The organism is Ochrobactrum vermis (assembly GCF_002975205.1).
Lineage (GTDB): Bacteria > Pseudomonadota > Alphaproteobacteria > Rhizobiales > Rhizobiaceae > Brucella > Brucella vermis.
This window is the reverse complement of the sequence record NZ_PCOC01000002.1, coordinates 1286668-1303902: the sequence shown is the minus strand read 5'-3', so window position 1 is coordinate 1303902 and position 17235 is coordinate 1286668. Positions and strand designations below refer to the sequence as shown.

Below are 17235 nucleotides of genomic sequence, written 5' to 3'. Positions count from 1 at the left end.
TTTCCACCCGCCCACACCTCCTCCATAGCGAGATAGCCACAACCATAATCTAAGGATATTTTGCCGATCAGCACTTAAATTCTTAAGTATCAGGCACTTCGTCGGTTGATCTTTCTGTCGCATCAGATTTATCATACGCTCTTAGTATAATCATAATCTCAGGAATCCTTCTATGGTAGCTACCCTTAAACCAAGCAATCCCAGGGATTTCGATCTCGTCATTTTTGACTGTGACGGCGTGCTGGTCGACAGTGAGATAATCGGCTGCAGTGCTGTCGCGGAGATTTTGACCCAGTACGGTGTCCCGACAGAACTTGAATATGTGATGCGCAACTTCCTCGGGCGTCCCTCTACTGCGGTAACCGAGGAGTTTGTGCAGCGCGCGGGCAGAGCCCTGCCGGAAGATTTTGTAACGAGCTGGCGAGAGAGCCTCTTCAAGCGCTTCGAGCTGGAGCTTGTCGCGGTTAAAGGTATTCAGGACGCGATTGAGGCAATTCCTCTTCCATACTGTGTCGCATCGTCCAGCGACGAAGAGCGCCTCGACGTCTCATTGGGGAAAACCGGTCTGTTATCGCTGTTTGAAGGCAATATCTTCAGCACAACAATGGTGAAGCGCGGCAAGCCCGCACCCGATCTTTTTCTGCTTGCTGCCGACAAAATGGGGGCGAAGCCCTCGCGGTGTGTCGTCGTTGAAGACAGCCGTAGTGGTGTGCAGGCAGCCAAGGCGGCTGGAATGACAGCAATCGGCTTTACCGGCGGCAGCCATTATACGGTGCTGGATAATACGGAGGCATTGCGCGAAGCGGGTGCCGATCATATTCTGACGAACGCTGCCGACCTGCCCGCCTTATTGAAAGATATTTCCTCTGATGGCCGATAACGAAAAGCCTAAACTGGACGACGCCGCACGGGCTGGCTGGCTATATTACATTGCTGGCAAGACACAGGACGAAATTGCGCAGATGCTGGGCGTTTCCCGGCCTACTGCCCAACGCTTTGTTTCCCAGTGCCGATCCGAAGGCCTTATTACATTCCGGATGAACCATCCGATAGCTGACTGCATGGAACTGTCCAGCAGGCTTACAGACAAATTCGAACTGGTTTATTGCGAAGTCGTGCCTTCAGAAGGAACATGGCCGGACGTATCGACTGCTGTTCCCGAGGCTGCTGCCGTTTTGATTGAACGCCAGTTGCGGTCACGAAGCGCCATTGTTATGGCCGTGGGAACCGGACGCACGATGCGGGCAACAGTTCAACGTGTTTCGCCGTTGAACGGCTCCATTCACCGACTGGTTTCGCTTGTCGGGCACATCGGGATCGATGGATCGGCAAGTCCATTCGACGCACTGATCAAGCTTTCAGAAACCGTGAATGCCCAACATTTTCCCCTCCTCCTGCCGCTTTATCTCCCCTCCTCCGAGGAGAGAGACGTTCTGCTCTCAATAGAGCCTGTTCGCCGGGTTCATGAGCTTGCGACGACCGCCGATCTTTGGCTAACCGGTATTAGTGATCTGTTGGCCGGGTCTCCTTTGTCCAAAGAAGGATTTCTCAATCGGGACGAACTGTTCGAGCTCAATCGTCTCGGGGCAGTTGGGGAAATCTGCGGTTGGGCATTCGATGCCGAAGGAAGAATATTGGACGGCGCCACCAATCTGCGGATTACAAGCGTTGCACCGCAGATCGGGGTCACGCGGCCGAGAATTTGTGTTGCTTCGGGAGAACGCAAGCTGGCCCCATTAAAGGCGGCCTTGCACGGGCGCATAATCAATGGGCTGATAACCGATGAGGACACAGCAAAACGACTTTTGATGTGACCCGGATGCCAATATTCCAGGCTTGCATCTTGGACCGGCATGCGCGGCAAGGCTGTTGTGTCGTTGTCGGTCCCACTCAGGACCGATCATCGTCTGAGTTGTGACGGTTCCCGCAGTTGTCTGGCTGCCCGCTATTGCCCTGCTGCGCCAAGCTGGCGGAGAAAGCTCCGGTAATCCGTCCGAACCCATTCCTCCACGAGTCGTCCCTGCCCGTCGAAACGGAATATGTTGATCAGGTCCATTACAATACGTTGTCCGTTGGGTGGCAGAGTTCCCGCCGGAGACATCGTGAAGTCCCGGACAAATACCCCTTCGATCCAGGTCTGACAGGCGATGTTGTTATCCTCGGCGATCATGATCCCGCGCCGAATCGAACGGTCGTCAAATGCTGCACGAAGTGCCTGAAAATATGCTGTAAGTCCTGCATAGTCCGTTTCGAACCCGTCGGGACCGTGGAAGCGAAATTCGTCCATGTTGAAATAGGCATCCGTCTCCAGCTGGTCTGCACCGGAGACCTCCAGTTCACCAGCTCTGATCAGACGAGCGATCAATTCGTCTCGACGCAACATCATGTCTCATCCTTTGCAATGACAATCTTCGCCCCTCGCCCGGATAAAAATAGAAGGGAAAGACTGGAGGGATAAGATGGCCAGTGCCGCATGATGTGGTGAATAATTTTCACCAAACTGGACAACGTATCCTGCAAGGGCACCAGAATAAATCGGCTTTCTCAACTTGACGTTGCCGACAATCGCGCCCTGATATCCGGAGTCCTCAAGATGTCGATGAAGGCCCGCAGGGCTGACGGCACATGTCGGCGACCGGGATAATAGAGCATCAGAGGAGAAAACGGAGGGCACCAGTCTTCAAGCACCGTCACGAGGTCACCGGCGACCAGCAAATCATGTGCAAGGTTCTCCGGCACATAGGCAATACCCAGTCCCGCGGCAGCTGCCCCGATCATCAGATCATTGTCGTCGAGCGTCAGCGTGCCGGGAACATCGATCGTCACTTCCTGGCCATGTTTCTCAAATTCCCAGCGATACCGTTTGCCGCTCGGCAAACGCTGGCGGATACAGCGGTGATTGCGCAAATCATCTGGAATCAGAGGACGACCGAAATCGCGTACATAGGCAGGAGCAACGACCGCGAGGAAGCGCAGCTCTTCGCTGACACGGACGCCGATCATGTCTTGTGGCACCGCTTCTCCCAGCCGCACACCGGCATCGAAGCCCTGCTCCACGATATCGACCAGTTTCCCGTCGCTGACCAGATCCAGTTCCACTTCGGGATAACGGGTCAAAAAGGTCGGCACGACATGGCTAAGCAAGATGCGGGCGGCTCCCTTGCTGGCATTGATGCGCAAAGTGCCGCTTGGACCGCCACGCTGATCGGCAAGGGTATCGAGCGCCATATCGAGCTCCCGAAGGGTTGGATACACCCTTTGCAGCAGCTTCGTGCCGGCTTCCGTGGGAGAAACACTGCGGGTGGTGCGGTGCAGCAGCCTGATATCGAGCTGCGCTTCGAGTTTCTTCATGCGATGGCTGAGTGCGGAGCGCGATACACCAAGGAGATCGGCAGCTCGGCGAAAGCTGCGCTCGGTGGCGACCGTTGCAAAGGCTTCCAGATCCGCGAGTGTCGGCTTCATGACTGATGAAATCCTTTCGCCAATACATGTTTATTGAAGTGCGGACAGTATCGCCTCGATCCGTTCACCGCCAGTATCCCCGGCGCTGGCAAGCCGCGTCGGCATCACAGACACAAAAGGCAATAGTCGGCCTCGATGGAGTCCGGCTATTGCCTCATTTTTCCCGGTGTCAGCCGATCATCATGCCGTCTGGGACGGTTGCTCATAGCGATCGTGGCGGCGGACCCAGTCCATTCCCCCGACCTCGTTGCGACCTTTCGGAGCGAGATCGAGCATATTGTAGGTGCCCATCATTACCTCGACGCCGCGTCCATAGGTCGAATAGGTGCGGAAAACCTCACCCTTGTCGTTCTTGTAGAAGGCGCTGACGCCAGGCCATTCTGCACCGGTTAACTGCCATTCGCCGAAGTTGTAGTCTATTCTTTCGCCAGCAACCTCATCGGGCGTGAAGCTGACCCGGAAGTCGTAGTTGAAGTCGGTGTCGAAAGACGACACCCAATTGAACTGCCAGCCCATGCGTTTGCGGTAACGTTCGATATCGGCAAGCGGCGCACGGGAGACGGCGATCATGGTGACGTCGTGATGCGCAAGGTGCTGGTTCATACCGTCCGTATGGTCGGCCATGAAGGAGCAGCTGGGGCAGCCTTCCTTCCATCCCGGCGCGAACATGAAATGCTGCACCACGAGTTGCGACCGACCGTCGAAGAGATCGGCCAGCGTGCGTGTGCCCTCCGGCGTATCGAACAGATATTCCTTGTCGATACGAACCCAAGGCAGTGCGAGACGCTGCTGGACAACCTTGTCGCGAAGATGCGTCAATTCCTTCTCCGCTTTCAGGAACTCCCGGCGGGCGGTGAGCCATTCATCGTGTGAAACAACAGTGTGTTGCATTGTCAGTCTCCTATGGTTTGGGTATCGGGGCGTCGCAAACGGGTGGCAAATAGCTTCATCCACGGCGACAGGTGAAAGACACTCATCAGCACGTACATCACGGCCATGTCGTCGACGGGAAAGAAGGTCGACGCGCCGGAGCACATCGTCATGCCCTGCGAGCCGACGACAGAAATCCATGCCATCAGCGCGAAGGTCGGGGTTGCGGCAAGCCCAATCCAACTGGCCGCATCGCTCGTCGGTCTCGGCGGCGAACCGATCCTTTCTGTTAAACTGCGCATTGGCATATCCGCTTCTCCCATCGAATTGCCGTTTCCGGCGGTTGCGATACAATGAAGCTAGCTCGGATGGAGGAGTGCGTGAGAGTTACAAGTGTGACGGGATTTCAATGGATACGCTGATCGCCGCCGCCGCAAGTGCTCTCTCGGCTGGCGATCCCCTCGCTGCGCTGAAAAGGGTCGCATTACGCGATGACCCGCCGGCGCTGGCATTGCGGGGCATTGCAATGGCGCAACTTGGCGACTTCGCGCGCGCCAGAACGCTTCTGCGAAGCGCGGCGCGCAACTTCGGCCCGAAAGAAATTGTAGCCCGTGCGCGTTGTACCGTTGCCGAAGCGGAAATCGCGCTTGTTTCCCGCGATCTCGGACGGTCGTTGCAAACGCTCAATGCAGCCCGTGCAGTCCTTGAAGCCTCCGGCGACAGAAGGAACGCGGCCCATGCCGGTTATCTCGAGGCCCGGCACCTTCTGCTGATAGGCCGCCTCGATGAAGCCGAAGCGGTGCTAGGAGAGTTCCATGCCAGCGCTCTGCCGCGCGCGTCGCTGGCCGGGCGCGAACTGGTGGCGGCGGGCATAGCCATCCGTCGCGTCAAGACCGAACCGGCGAAAGCGGCTCTGCAGCGGGCAAAGCAGGCAGCGGCAGAGGCAGGCATTCCGGCGCTCTCGGCAGAGGTCGACCGGGCGCTACGAGCCTTCGCAACACCGGCAGCGCGCTTGATCACGTGCGGCGCCGAGCGCTTGCTCCATCTCGAAGACGTCGAAAGGCTTTTGGCCACCGATACGCTGATCGTAGATGCCTGCCGCAATGTGGTGCGTGGTGGGACAACGATCATTCCGCTCGCCACTCGCCCGGTATTGCTTGCACTCATGCGTGCTTTGGCGGAATCTTGGCCGAAGGATGCAACACGCGAAACCCTTCTCAAACGCGCTTTCGGCGCACGGCATGCCGATGCATCGCACCGTGCGCGACTGCGCGTTGAAATCGCCCGACTGCGTGAGGCTCTCAAACCGCTGGCGACACTGAGTGCAACCGGGGAAGGTTTTGTTCTGCAACCGAACGCCACCCGCAATGTTGCCGTGCTGGCCCCCCGCGTGGAAGGCGACCGGGCCGAAGTCCTCGCTCTGCTCGGCGATGGGGAAGCCTGGTCGAGTTCGGCATTGGCGCTGGCGTTGAACGTGAGCCCGCGCACAGTGCAGCGAGCACTTGAGGAGCTCGCCCGTGACAGCAAGGTCGAGACGTTCGGGCGAGGACGGGCGTGCCGCTGGATCGCATCGAGCGTCCCCGGTTTCCCGACAAGCTTGTTGCTCCCCGTTACGCGGATTTACAGCTAGGATGAAGACATGAAGCACTCAACCGCCGAAATCATTCGTGAATATGGTCCCTTTCCCGATGCGGACGACGTGGCCGGGGTCAGCTTCGACGGCAATCACGTCTGGTTCGCAACGGGCAAAAGGCTGAATGCTCTTGATCCCGAAAGCGGTGAGGTCCTGCGTTCGCTCGATGTGGTCGCCGATGCGGGAACTGCATTCGACGGCGAACACTTGTTCCAGATCGGCGATGCCATGATCCGCAAGATTGATCCCGGGACCGGCGAGATTGTGTCGGTAATACCAGCGCCCGATGGCGGAAATTCCGGTCTGGCCTGGGCGGAGGGTTCGCTCTGGGTCGGACAGCATCGCGGTCGCAAGATACATCAGGTGGATCCCGAGACCGGAGAAGTGCTGCGTACAATCGAATCCGATCGGTTCGTCACCGGTGTCACCTGGGTTGACGGCGAACTTTGGCACGGCACATGGGAAGACAATGGAAGCGATATTCGCCGTATCGATCAGAAAACAGGTGCCGTACTCGAGCGATTGGACATGCCGTCCGGAGCAGGAGTTTCGGGGCTTGAATCCGATGGCGGCGACCGGTTTTTCTGCGGCGGCGGGGGCAGCGGAACGGTAAGGGTCGTTCGCCGGCCCCGGCATGGCGTCTAGAGCATAATCCGACCGGAGTGAAACGAGGATCGATAAGATTATGCTTGAAGTAGAGGAAGTTAGAGCGCCGATCTGATCCTATCAGATCGAAACGCGCTCTAGAAAGAATCCCGAACCATGTGAAACGGTTTTCGAACGAGATGCACGTTAAGCCTCTCAGTGCCCCGACCGCGGCTCATGAATTTTGGGTAGAAACCACGCCAGAAGTCCAAACAATGGGAGGTAAGAGCACAACCGGTAAACGGTTTCCACGCCATATTGATCTGCGAGTACACCCAGAATTGCAGCAGCAATGCCTCCAAGCCCGAAATTCAAGCCATAGAAGAGACCACCGATAAGCCCGATACGATTGGGCAAGAGTTCCATCGCATAGATAAGGATCGATGCGAAAGCGCTCGCCATAATCAGATTGATGAAAACGGTGAGAACACCGGTCCAGAAAAGATCGACATAGGGAAGCATCAATGTCAGCGGCAAAGGTCCCAGCACGGAAATCCAGATAATCTTGTAGCGACCTATCCGGTCTCCCACGATGCCACCGATCAATGCGCCCGCCGCAGAGGACATCAGAAAAATAAAGAGCATCATCTGTGCGGAAGGAATGGACAGCCCAAATTTGTCCATCAGATAGAACGTGTAAAATGAGCGAAAGCTTTCGCCATATGCGTTCTTTGTAAACATCAAAAGGGTCAATACGACCAGACCTGTGGCGATGGTAGCCGGCGCATGACGGATGGGTTCCCCACCTGCGCTACCCCCTGCCCGCACCGCAGTGAATGCAGCACGAATTTCTTTCTGTTTACTGCCGATCCAGACAAGGAGCGACATCGCGAGCAAAGCCAATACTGCGAACCAGGCAAGACTTTGCTGCCCCCATGGCACGAGTATCAGTGCCGCAAGAACAGGTCCAAGCGAACCGCCTGCCTGCCCGCCCACCTGGAAAATACCCTGTGCAAGCCCCTGACGTCCTCCTGCCGCATATCGAGCCATCCGCGTGGCTTCCGGATGGAAGATCGAGGATCCAATGCCGATGAGCGCCACAGAGACAAGTATCACTGCATAACTATGCGCGAAAGCCAGACTCACCAACCCGGAAAGCGTGAACATCATGCCGACAACCGGCGAATAAGGTGCAGGTCTTTTGTCGGTAATCATCCCGATGATTGGCTGGAGCAAAGACCCTGCAATCTGGAAAGTAAGGGTGATCATCCCGATCTGCACGAAGTCGAGCGCATAGGCGTCTTTGAGGATCGGATAAGATGCAGAAATCAGGGATTGCATCAAGTCGTTCAAAAGATGCGAGAAACCCAGAACGAGCAGCACAGCTATGTAAGATTTGGAATGCGTTCTGGCGGGACTTGATGCTATTACGTTCACTGGTTCCCCCAAAAAGCAATAGAAAGCAAATAATATTCTTGCTTTACCTCATACTCCGATCAACGTCCATGTTATGCGGCAAATAATACTCTGAACAACGATCTCAAAAGATCGCGATCAGGTGCGGACGTTCTCTACGAAAACGGCCGTCAATATCCATGGAAACACACTCTTGACGGAAAACGGAGACTGATCGAGCATGCTGCTCAGCATCTGAGCCCTTTCTGATCAGCGCCAAGGAGTAAACCATGAGTGAGGATCATCACCATTCGGATCGATGGAAGCACGACGGCGTACGCGTGATCAAAGGGGATCAGCTTGATCCGAATACCGCGCAAACGCCAGGTATGTTTCGTCAGGCGGCGATCAATCACGCGCGCGTTGGAGCACAGAAAATCTGGGCTGGAACGGTCGCAATCGAGCCCAATGCAAAAACTGGCGTCCATCACCATGGTGCACTGGAAAGCGTCATTTTTGTTCTTCGGGGCAAGGCACGGATGCGATGGGGAGATCGTCTCGAATATGTTGCCGAAGCGGGACCGGGCGATTTTATCTTTGTGCCGCCCTATGTTCCCCATCAGGAGATAAATGCCGATCCAGACAATGTGCTGGAATGCGTTTTGGTTCGATCCGACAATGAAGCGGTTGTCGTGAACATTACCGACGTCGATCCAATAGAAGAGCCCGAGGAGGTCTATTGGGTTGACCCTATACATCCTCATCCCAAATAAAGGCACCGGCCTGCCCGCCGAAAGCTGGCCGCCCGACATATTATACGGTAAGTCGCCATCAATCGTCAGCCTATGAGCTGAAGGTCGATCGTTCTCAATGCCTTTGTGAGGACCCGTTCCGATGTGATTGGGAAGGCTTGCTCTTTTTAGATGAGCGCAATGGAAAACTCGCCATTCTTTTCAGGGTCTCGTCGTGCCGGATGAGATGATGATGAAGCGCCGCGATAACGTGCAGCGTGACAATAGCGATGGCACCATAAACGAGCGCGGCGTGCAGCCACGACCAGAATGCTTCGTCAGCGTCTGAGACGGTCAACGGCAAATTCGGCATGACGAACAAGTCAAAGACATAGCTCGGGATATCGAGAGGCGAAGAAGACACAACTGCCCATCCGCTGAGCGGAATCAGGACAGTCAGTGCCAAAAGCATTCGATGGGCACCCCCTGCCAGCAGCGCCTCCAGCCGGTGCGTATCCTTGTAAGGCAAGGGGTGAATGCTCGTAGCAAACCAGAAAACCCTGATGAGGGCCAATCCGAAAATCGCGAAGCCGAGTGATTTGTGCCACTGATAGAGCGTGAACTGGAGCAGCGGGTCGGAACCCGTTGTCTGTGTGAGAAAACCGAGACCGATCTGAAGAATAAACAGGCAGGCGATCAGCCAATGCAGAATCTGCGCCACAAACCCGTATGTGGTTTCAGTATTGCGCCACATCACAATCTTTCCGAAAGGCTTCAAACCTGTTTCATTCGAACTGCTTATAGGCACTCAAGGCAATTTCCTGGAGTCGTGCGCGAGGCATGTCGCCGACAAGCGCACAACTGATGGCATTGTCTGTCCATACAAGCGCTTCCAGATTGTCCTGAGACAGATAACGCAAGGACGTCTCCTTCATGTCGTCCGACGGCACGATAAACAGAGTGACGCGCTTGCCTCCCCGCTCTTCATACATCAGTTGCGCCGCAGGTCCGCCCTGGGCAGGCAGCAGGCGCCCGCCAACCAGCGAAAGCCCTTCGGCCTGCAAATCGGGAATGGTAAGGGCGCGATCAAGCCGCCTGGAGAGCCACGCCGAAAGATGTTGCTCCTCCTCGGCTTTCACTTCTACAGGGTGCACGATTTCACTGGCGTAAAGGTTGTGAGCCGCCATAGCCTCACTTGCAAGTGGCCATGCAGACGCCGGCGCGGGGCTAGGAAAATCGCGCCCGAACCAACCGCCGAGCCCTCCCAGTGCCACCAGAAACACCGCAGCGGCGGCCATGCGCCACCCTTGTTGTCGCGCCGCGAGAACCTGCTTGTTGAGATTGTCTGGGAGAAGTCGCGTGGGGAGCGGTTCGTCGAGGACAGGGGCATATAGTGCCCGCAACGTCTCGTTCTGCCTTTGCCAGATAGCGACTTCCGACTTCAAAGATGGATTGGATAAAAACGCGGCCTCCACTGCCTGACGGCGTTCCTCGCTCAAAAAGCCATCAGCATAGGCCTGCAATTCGGTGTCGCTGATCAGGTTGCTCTTCATTTCACGACCCTCAATTGCGCACCTGCCTCCTCCGTTAGCCTGCGTAAAGTGGCCCGCGCACGCCCCAACCGAGACATCAGTGTGCCGAGCGGAATATCCAGTACCGTGGCAGCTTCCGTGTAACTCATGCCCTCGATTGCGATAAGCAAAAGCGCTTCCCGTTGTTCGGCAGACAGCAATTCTATTGCGCGCGCAGTTTCGGCAAAAGCAAGCCGGGAAGGCGATGCGCTGGCAACCTGCGGTTCTACCGTGACGCTCGATAACGGCGCATTATCCGGGGCGCGTCGCCTGTGGCGCAATTCGTTTCGCCAAATATTGATAAGCATCCGAAACAGCCATGCACGCAAGGGCCCGGAAGGTTGCCAAAGACTGCGTTTGCGAATGGCGCGCTCCAGACAATCCTGAACGAGATCGTCCGCCCGATCGGCGTCATGTGTCAGCGCCCGGGCGTAACGCCGGAGCGCTGGAACACATTCTTCCATTTCTTCCAGGAAGCGCGACATGCCTTTTTATCCGGCTTTCTCAATCCTTCGCGACATGCCAGACGCCGCCGACGCCATCGCCGGAAACGTCACCCGGCTTTTTATCGCCTTGCCAAAGATAGAGAGGTTTTTCTTCATAGGCCCATTGTTTCGTGCCATCCTTACGGGCAACAAGACTGAACTCGTCACCGGCAGTCGCCTTTCCGTCAGCCTTCAACGGTGGCCACTTCTTCGCACAGTCATCGTAACAGTTGGATGTCCCTTTGGTGTCCTTGTCGAAGACGTAAAGCGTCATCCCTTTGGCGTTCGTGAGAACCTCCCCTTTCGCCGTTTTCATCGTTTTTATGGTTCCCGATGCGTAATCTTCAGCATGCGCAACAAACGGCAAGCCAGTCATAAGAGTGACTGCCACGAAAAATATTGTCGGTCTGCACATAATAATCCTCCTTTGCGCTGTTGTCCTTGCTTCCATTCACGACAACACCGCGCCCGCGAAATTAATCCGCAGCCGGAGACATTATTTTGCTCCACGCAGATTCATCTCGAATTTAACCACGTTGGAATAGATCGGTGTGCCAACATCCATCCCGTATGGGGAACGGAGCACGTCGCCGGTCACATGAAACGTAACCGTTTTCGCGTCGTTGCCGACAAGGGCGGCAAAAAATGTCTCGCCATGGGTTTTACCGCGCGCTGTCAGCATCCCGTCGATACGGGCCGTGCGCGGACCGGTCTGCGTAATCCGGGTCGATTCAAAAGTCAGAACCGGATAATTTCGAACGTCGAAGACCGCAGAGGACTTCAGAAAGTCCGTGATGCGAGATTGCCTTGCATCGACGCTTGCGGGCCGGAGCCGAAGCGATACAGAGGATCTGGAGAGATTTTGTGCATCGAGCTCCAGATTGCCGGTGAACTCGCCAAATGAGCCGCCCAGACCGCCACCCCCGACCTGGCTCACGGTAAAGGCGATTTGTGACGACTGCTGAATGGTATAATGCCCGCTGGCAACACCGAACGTATCGGCATGCGATGAGACGGGCATTGCAGCTATGACCATTGCGATAGCGAAGGGGCGGAACATGACGACCTCCCATGTTTGCCGTGTCCCAGCGTCAACACCGGTCGCGCTTATTTAATCCGCCTGTGAGCGGATTTTTTTAAAACCACAATGCTTGCTCGCAAGTCGAAGCGGCAAAACCTCACAGTCTCTGGCTGAACTGTCAATACATGATGAACGCCAGTCCGGCGACCACGAACAGAGCTCCCAACCATGCTCCGGCTGCAGGACGCTGCCCGGTTCGCAACCACAACAGTGGAAGGATGATGACTGGCGTTGTCGCGGAGATCGTCGAGACCACGCCTGTCTCCCCACCTGACAAGGCAAAGAGCAGCAAAGTCATTCCGACGGCCAGCGCCAGAAATCCGGACAAGGCGGTCATGGCGGTTACTTGCCATGTCAGCGGATTGCGTGGGCGAAAGACTGCGACCGGAAACATGGAGACGAAGCTGAGGCAACAGGCTGCCGTTCCCACACGCAGCAGCGAGGCCAGAAACGGATCGATACCGGTTGCCATAACCGGCCGCACGATGATTGATCCGACCGCTTGCCCGAGTGCGGCAAGCAAGCCGAACAACAAGCCGACAACCAGAGAGCCCTTTACCGTTTCCCATGGATGGAGCTGGGCCCGGCGGTTGCTGAAAAATATCGCCATGCAAACACCCAGAATGGTGAAGACAATGCCGATTACAACCGAAGTAGTGAGCTTTTCACCGAGCACGACCCAACCCAGAACCGCAGCAATGGGCGCATTCATTGCAAACAGAATTCCGGATCGGCGTGGTCCTAGCCGGTTCAAGGTCACGAAGAGGATCGTGTCACCCAGGAAGATGCCGATAAAGCCCGACAGGATAAGCGGAAAAGCATTGCCGGAATCGATCTGCTGCCAGGTTCCGGTTGCGATCACATAGACAATCAGCAGGCAGCTTACGAATATCTGGCGCACCTGGTTGAAGGTCAGAGCCCCCAAATGACCAGCAGGCCCCGCTGAAATGAGGCCCGTGAGCGCCCAGCAGGTAGCAGCCCCCAGCGCTGCCAGCTCATAAATAGGCATTGGAGCCCCTCAGAAAATCCGCAGATTACGACTTCGAATCGGGAAAGAATAAACCCATCCCTGAACTCGCCGCTTCTCCTATCTGACCTTCGATATGCTGGCAATGCTATGCTATCCGGAGGTATAATTCCGCAGTGTTTCCCCCCAGACGCGCGAAACCCGGCTCGATGTTTCCGCCGGTCGAATTATTGAGCGCGGCGCACGGTTTCGGACGGAAGATAGCCGAAGCGCTGGCGGTAATCGGCTGAGAACAGGCCCATATGGTTGAAAGCCCAGGCCATGGCGATGCGCGTAATATCGCCGGGCCCGGCATATCCGCGGGCAAGCTCCGCATGCACCTTGTCCAGTCGCATATTCTTGAACACGCCGAGCGGTGTGTTGCCCCGGACACTGCGGAAGGTGCGGTGCAAGGTGCGGGCGCTGGTGCCCGTTGCATCGACAAGCTCCTGTAAGGTCAGTTGCTTGTCGAGATTATCGTGCATGAATTTTTCGGCGCGCTGGACATAGCTTGGCACCGCGCTCATCAGCGGTCGTGCACGCGGCTGCGTATCGAGCGCCGCCGCAAGTGACGCCATCAGGCTGTCTTCCAGCCGCTCCGACAGACCGCCATGGAAGAACGCTTCCTTGTCCTTCTCGATCTCGTTCATGACAAAATGCGCCAGCTGATAGAAGGCATGGCCCACCGGCGTATCGAAGGATACGACCCGTTTGTTATGGGTAAACTGCTCGATGAATTCCCTGCCCCCCAGAATATCGATCTGGGTATCGTTCAGGCTGAAGATCAGCATGCGCGTGGATGGGTGAAACTCAAGGTCGATGGCCGAATGCGCATCGACCAGCTGCGCATTCATGCCCGACTGATACAAAAGCTCGTCGCCGCGCCGGTCGCGCGAAACGAAGATGCCCTGCAACGGAACCTGCAACAAGGTCATATCGTTATGCGCTTCGACTTCGATGCGGGCATGACCGCCAATGCGGATTGCCGTCAGGCCGAAGGGACGCATACGGCCATGCGAAACTTCCGTGCGATAGGTCTGGCTAGACTTCTTCGAGATGCGGCAAGGCCGGAGCAGCCCGGACATGGTGTCCTGGAACGAATCGATGGACGGCGAAAGCCGGTGCATATAGCTCGTAGTCAGCATCACGATATTCCCCGTATCTCATTTAGAGAGCATTTTATTTTAAGATTAAACTATCACGCTGCGCCGAGAGCGCAAGCATCGCGAAAATTTTGCCAGAAAGCGTGTTTCTGGCGGTTTCCCGCTAAGAATGGCGATTTAGTGATAGACAACATCGTTCCCGCTTTTATCGTTGGACCCAGGCGCCAGAGAGCAGCCACGAAAAAGGGAACCGCGAATGAAAGCGATTATCGTCGGAGGAGGCATTGGTGGCCTCACCATGGCACTGATGCTGCATGCACGGGGCATTGACTGCCAGATTTTCGAAGCAGCGCCGGAAGTCCGCGAATTGGGCGTTGGCATCAATGTTCTTCCACATGCCATCCGCGAACTGGCCGAAATCGGCCTCCTGCCCGCGCTCGACGCCACCGGCATCCGCACCCGCGAGCTGATTTACGCCACACGGCAGGGCCAGGAAATCTGGCGCGAACCCCGCGGCATGGATGCGGGCTATGATGTGCCGCAGTTTTCCATCCATCGCGGCTATTTGCAGAAACTGCTTTTTGACGCGGTGATCGAGCGGCTTGGACCAGACGCCATCGTCGCCAACCAGCGCTGCGTTGGCTATGTCCAGAATGAAGGCTCAGCGACGATTCACTTTGCCGAAGGATCGAAAATCGCCTCGGCGACCGCCGATGTCATTATCGGCGCGGATGGCATCCATTCCGTCATCCGGCATCAGATGTTCCCGAACGAAGCCGGGCTCAAATGGAATGGCGTCATGATGTGGCGCGGCGCGGTTGAAAGCGATCCTTTCCTCGACGGTCGCACCATGATCGTTGCTGGCGGCTTCACCTATAAGCTGGTGCTTTATCCGATAGCCAAGGGCTCCACGCCCGGAAAAATCCTCAACAACTGGGTTGTCACCTATCGTCCGGGCGCCGATGGATCGCCTGCGCCGAAGCGTGAGGACTGGAGCCGTCGCGGCACGCATGAAGAGCTGATGCCCCATGTCGAAAAATTCGGCATCAATGTCGTGGACCTTGCCGCGCTGGTGCGGGCAACCGATACATTCTTCGAATATCCGATGTGCGACCGCGATCCCGCCCGCTGGTGGACCGATGGCCGTGTGGCGCTGATCGGCGATGCCGCGCATCCGATGTATCCGGTCGGGTCGAATGGTGCCAGCCAGGCGATCATCGACGCGCGCACGCTTGCCGATCATCTTGCCGCCGCCGAACACGGTCGCGCAGCACTTGCCGCCTATCAGGCCATCCGCCTGCCTGCGACGGCGGAAATCGTCAGGCTTAACCGGCTGGGCGGCCCGGAAGGCGTCATCGATGAGGTCGAACGGCGCGCACCGTCCGGCGTCGCCGATCTGGACGGCGTCATCAGCTTTGCCGAGCGCGAGGCGATTGTTCGCGGCTATGCCGCAAAGGCCGGCTTTTCAACACAACAGGTTAACCGGGCTTATGCCTGAGTCTAGCCTCCGAAATCTTATGAGAGGGAATTAAAGTGACTGATCTTCCAGCTGGCGTTACCAAATCCGGTTCCTCTGTGGACGGTGTTGTCTGGCACATTCTGGGCCAGACCTATGTGCCCAAGCATGTCTGCGAAAGCTCCATGTCATGGCACGCAACCTTCCCTCCCGGCACGTTCGTTCCGCCGCACATCCACACGACGCAGGAAGAGTTCATCTATGTACTCGAAGGCCGCTTCGACCTGCTTCTCGACGGCAAGGAAGCCGTTGCAGAGGCTGGCGATCTCGTCTGCCTGCCGCGCAACCTGTCGCACGGCATTTTCAACAAGTCCGAACAGCCGGTGAAGTGCATTTTCTGGGTTTCGCCGACCGCAAAGCTTTGGGACCTGTTCGTTCGCATCGATAATGTCGGTGATCCCGCTGAAATAGTTCGCGTTGCACCGGCACATGAGGTTGAATTTTTGCCCGCGCCAGCAGAATAATGCATCCGCCCGGCAGAGGTATGGGAGTACATCTGCCGGGTATCACAGCATTTCCAGCAAAAATGCGAAGCGGTTTTGCGTCGGAAAATGCGAAAGAAAACAAAGCAGAAATCTGCAATCGAGGTGGAACAATGAAAATTTCGACGAAAGCAGCTCTCACGCTGCTCGCCGCAACCATGTTGACCGGAACCGCGCAGGCCGAAGACGGCAAGATCAAGATCGGTTTGATCTATACGCTGAGCGGACCGTCGGCGCTTTTGGGCGAACAATCCCGCGACGGCTTTCTGCTTGCCATGGACAAGCTGGGCAACAAGCTCGGCGGCCTCGATGCTGAAATCATCATTCAAGACGATGAGCAGAAACCGGATATCGGCGTCAACAAGGTCCAGCAGATGATCCAGCGCGACAAGGTGGATTTCGTCGTCGGGCCGATTTTCTCCAATGTCCTGAACGCCATCGTCAAACCGGCGACCGATTCCGGTGCATTCCTGATCTCAACCAATGCGGGCACGTCCAATCTGGCTGGCAAGGATTGCAACGCCAATCTGTTCGTCACCTCCTATCAGAACGACCAGATGCATGAAGTTTCCGGCAAATATGCCGAAAAGCAGAACTACCAGCGTGTTGTCCTGATCGCCCCCAACTATCAGGCGGGCAAGGACGCGCTGGCCGGTTTCAAGCATTCCTACAAGAACGAAGTCGCGCAGGAAATCTATGTGCCGCTCGGCCAGCTCGACTATTCGGCAGAACTGGCGCAGATCGCTGCTGAACAGCCGGACGCGGTCTATGCTTTCCTGCCCGGCGGCATGGGCGTGAATTTCGTCAAGCAATATCGCCAGGCCGGTCTTGAAGGCACGCCGTTCCTCTCCGCTTTCACCGTGGACGAGACGACCCTGCCCGCGCAGCAGGATGCGGCAGTCGGGTTCTTCGCTGGTTCGAACTGGGCGCCGGATCTCGATTCCGCGCCGGCCAAGGAATTCGCCGCCGCATATGAAGCCAAGTTCAAGCGCATTCCGGCGACCTTCGCCGTACAGGCTTACGATGCTGCCATGCTGATCGATGCGGCGGTCAAGCAGGTCAATGGCAATATTGCCGATAAGGATGCCTTGCGAGCCGCCATGAAGACCGCCAAGTTCACCTCACCGCGCGGTGAATTCAGCTTTGGCGATAACCACTTCCCGATCCAGAATTTCTACCTGACCAAAGTCGTCAAACGTGATGACGGCCAGTTCGCCACGTCCTACGTTGAAACGGTCTTCAACGACTACAAGGACAATTACGCAGCTGAATGCAAGATGTAACCCGGTGGAAGAAGGGCGCTCCCATGAGCTCA

The 17235-nt window shown here is 56.5% G+C and carries 20 protein-coding genes; 8 read left to right on the top strand and 12 right to left on the bottom strand.

All coding sequences use genetic code 11. The features are described 5' to 3' along the window. Positions 1-172 precede the first annotated feature (172 nt). Together CQZ93_RS20415 and CQZ93_RS20410 are read left to right on the top strand one after the other, a co-directional pair. The gene (locus CQZ93_RS20415) at positions 173-880 is read left to right on the top strand and encodes an HAD family hydrolase (RefSeq protein ID WP_105544378.1); all 708 of its coding nucleotides are present in this window, start codon (positions 173-175) and stop codon (positions 878-880) included. After that, positions 870-1814: a sugar-binding transcriptional regulator gene (locus tag CQZ93_RS20410; protein ID WP_105544377.1), complete on the top strand. Its 945-nt coding sequence runs from the start codon at positions 870-872 to the stop codon at positions 1812-1814. Before CQZ93_RS20415 ends, CQZ93_RS20410 begins: the two co-directional genes overlap by 11 nt. 131 nt (positions 1815-1945) lie before the next feature. On the opposite strand, the gene CQZ93_RS20405 is transcribed toward CQZ93_RS20410, so the two are convergent. The 4 genes from CQZ93_RS20405 to CQZ93_RS20390 all read right to left on the bottom strand — a co-directional run bounded on the left by CQZ93_RS20405 (position 1946) and on the right by CQZ93_RS20390 (position 4634). Beyond that, positions 1946-2386 carry an ester cyclase gene (locus CQZ93_RS20405; RefSeq protein WP_105544376.1) on the bottom strand — a complete coding sequence of 147 codons (441 nt, stop codon included), beginning with the start codon at positions 2384-2386 and terminating at the stop codon, positions 1946-1948. A gap of 158 nt (positions 2387-2544) precedes the next feature. After that, positions 2545-3462 carry a LysR family transcriptional regulator gene (locus tag CQZ93_RS20400; protein ID WP_105544375.1) on the bottom strand — a complete coding sequence of 306 codons (918 nt, stop codon included), beginning with the start codon at positions 3460-3462 and terminating at the stop codon, positions 2545-2547. Between the two features lie 180 nt (positions 3463-3642). After that, a complete protein-coding gene (locus CQZ93_RS20395) occupies positions 3643-4353 on the bottom strand; it encodes a DUF899 domain-containing protein (protein WP_105544374.1) in 711 nt (236 codons plus the stop codon). 2 nt (positions 4354-4355) lie between these two features. Beyond that, the gene (locus tag CQZ93_RS20390) at positions 4356-4634 is read right to left on the bottom strand and encodes a hypothetical protein (protein ID WP_286154230.1); all 279 of its coding nucleotides are present in this window, start codon (positions 4632-4634) and stop codon (positions 4356-4358) included. A gap of 107 nt (positions 4635-4741) precedes the next feature. On the opposite strand from CQZ93_RS20390, the gene CQZ93_RS20385 reads away from it, so the two are divergent. Next, on the top strand, positions 4742-5962 hold the full coding sequence (locus CQZ93_RS20385; RefSeq protein WP_105544372.1) for a helix-turn-helix domain-containing protein: 1221 nt from the start codon (positions 4742-4744) through the stop codon (positions 5960-5962). 9 nt (positions 5963-5971) lie between these two features. Next, positions 5972-6610, top strand: coding sequence for a Vgb family protein (locus tag CQZ93_RS20380; protein ID WP_105544371.1), 639 nt, complete (start codon positions 5972-5974; stop codon positions 6608-6610). A 156-nt stretch (positions 6611-6766) separates the two neighbouring features. On the opposite strand, the gene CQZ93_RS20375 is transcribed toward CQZ93_RS20380, so the two are convergent. After that, positions 6767-7987, bottom strand: coding sequence for an MFS transporter (locus tag CQZ93_RS20375; RefSeq protein ID WP_486598824.1), 1221 nt, complete (start codon positions 7985-7987; stop codon positions 6767-6769). A gap of 248 nt (positions 7988-8235) precedes the next feature. Between CQZ93_RS20375 and CQZ93_RS20370 the strand changes: the two genes are divergently transcribed. Then, on the top strand, positions 8236-8718 hold the full coding sequence (locus CQZ93_RS20370) for a cupin domain-containing protein (protein WP_105544369.1): 483 nt from the start codon (positions 8236-8238) through the stop codon (positions 8716-8718). A 94-nt stretch (positions 8719-8812) separates the two neighbouring features. Here the strand turns inward: CQZ93_RS20370 and CQZ93_RS20365 are convergent, their stop codons facing one another. The 7 genes from CQZ93_RS20365 to CQZ93_RS20335 form a co-directional block, all read right to left on the bottom strand. Next, a complete protein-coding gene (locus CQZ93_RS20365; protein WP_105544368.1) occupies positions 8813-9430 on the bottom strand; it encodes a cytochrome b in 618 nt (205 codons plus the stop codon). A gap of 31 nt (positions 9431-9461) precedes the next feature. Then, positions 9462-10229 carry an anti-sigma factor family protein gene (locus CQZ93_RS20360; RefSeq protein WP_105544367.1) on the bottom strand — a complete coding sequence of 256 codons (768 nt, stop codon included), beginning with the start codon at positions 10227-10229 and terminating at the stop codon, positions 9462-9464. Then, complete coding sequence (locus CQZ93_RS20355) at positions 10226-10732, bottom strand: sigma-70 family RNA polymerase sigma factor (protein WP_105544366.1); 507 nt, start codon at positions 10730-10732, stop codon at positions 10226-10228. The genes CQZ93_RS20360 and CQZ93_RS20355 overlap by 4 nt, the downstream gene beginning before the upstream one ends. Before the next feature lie 19 nt (positions 10733-10751). Further along, positions 10752-11147 (bottom strand): COG4315 family predicted lipoprotein, encoded by a 396-nt coding sequence (locus tag CQZ93_RS20350; protein ID WP_247880332.1) that lies wholly within the window; start codon positions 11145-11147, stop codon positions 10752-10754. A gap of 81 nt (positions 11148-11228) precedes the next feature. Continuing rightward, on the bottom strand, positions 11229-11792 hold the full coding sequence (locus CQZ93_RS20345; RefSeq protein WP_105544365.1) for a YceI family protein: 564 nt from the start codon (positions 11790-11792) through the stop codon (positions 11229-11231). A gap of 139 nt (positions 11793-11931) precedes the next feature. Then, positions 11932-12822, bottom strand: coding sequence for a DMT family transporter (locus CQZ93_RS20340; RefSeq protein ID WP_105544364.1), 891 nt, complete (start codon positions 12820-12822; stop codon positions 11932-11934). 185 nt (positions 12823-13007) lie between these two features. Continuing rightward, complete coding sequence (locus tag CQZ93_RS20335; protein WP_105544363.1) at positions 13008-13964, bottom strand: AraC family transcriptional regulator; 957 nt, start codon at positions 13962-13964, stop codon at positions 13008-13010. A gap of 214 nt (positions 13965-14178) precedes the next feature. Here CQZ93_RS20335 and CQZ93_RS20330 point away from each other — a divergent pair, with 214 nt between their 5' ends. The 3 genes from CQZ93_RS20330 (at position 14179) to CQZ93_RS20320 (ending at position 17203) form a co-directional block, all read left to right on the top strand. After that, entirely contained in the window at positions 14179-15420 is a 1242-nt protein-coding gene (locus tag CQZ93_RS20330; RefSeq protein WP_105544362.1) for a flavin-dependent oxidoreductase, read from the top strand. Between the two features lie 35 nt (positions 15421-15455). Continuing rightward, positions 15456-15902: a cupin domain-containing protein gene (locus tag CQZ93_RS20325; protein ID WP_105544361.1), complete on the top strand. Its 447-nt coding sequence runs from the start codon at positions 15456-15458 to the stop codon at positions 15900-15902. A 131-nt stretch (positions 15903-16033) separates the two neighbouring features. Then, positions 16034-17203: an ABC transporter substrate-binding protein gene (locus tag CQZ93_RS20320; protein ID WP_105545239.1), complete on the top strand. Its 1170-nt coding sequence runs from the start codon at positions 16034-16036 to the stop codon at positions 17201-17203. The last annotated feature ends 32 nt before the right edge of the window (positions 17204-17235 follow it).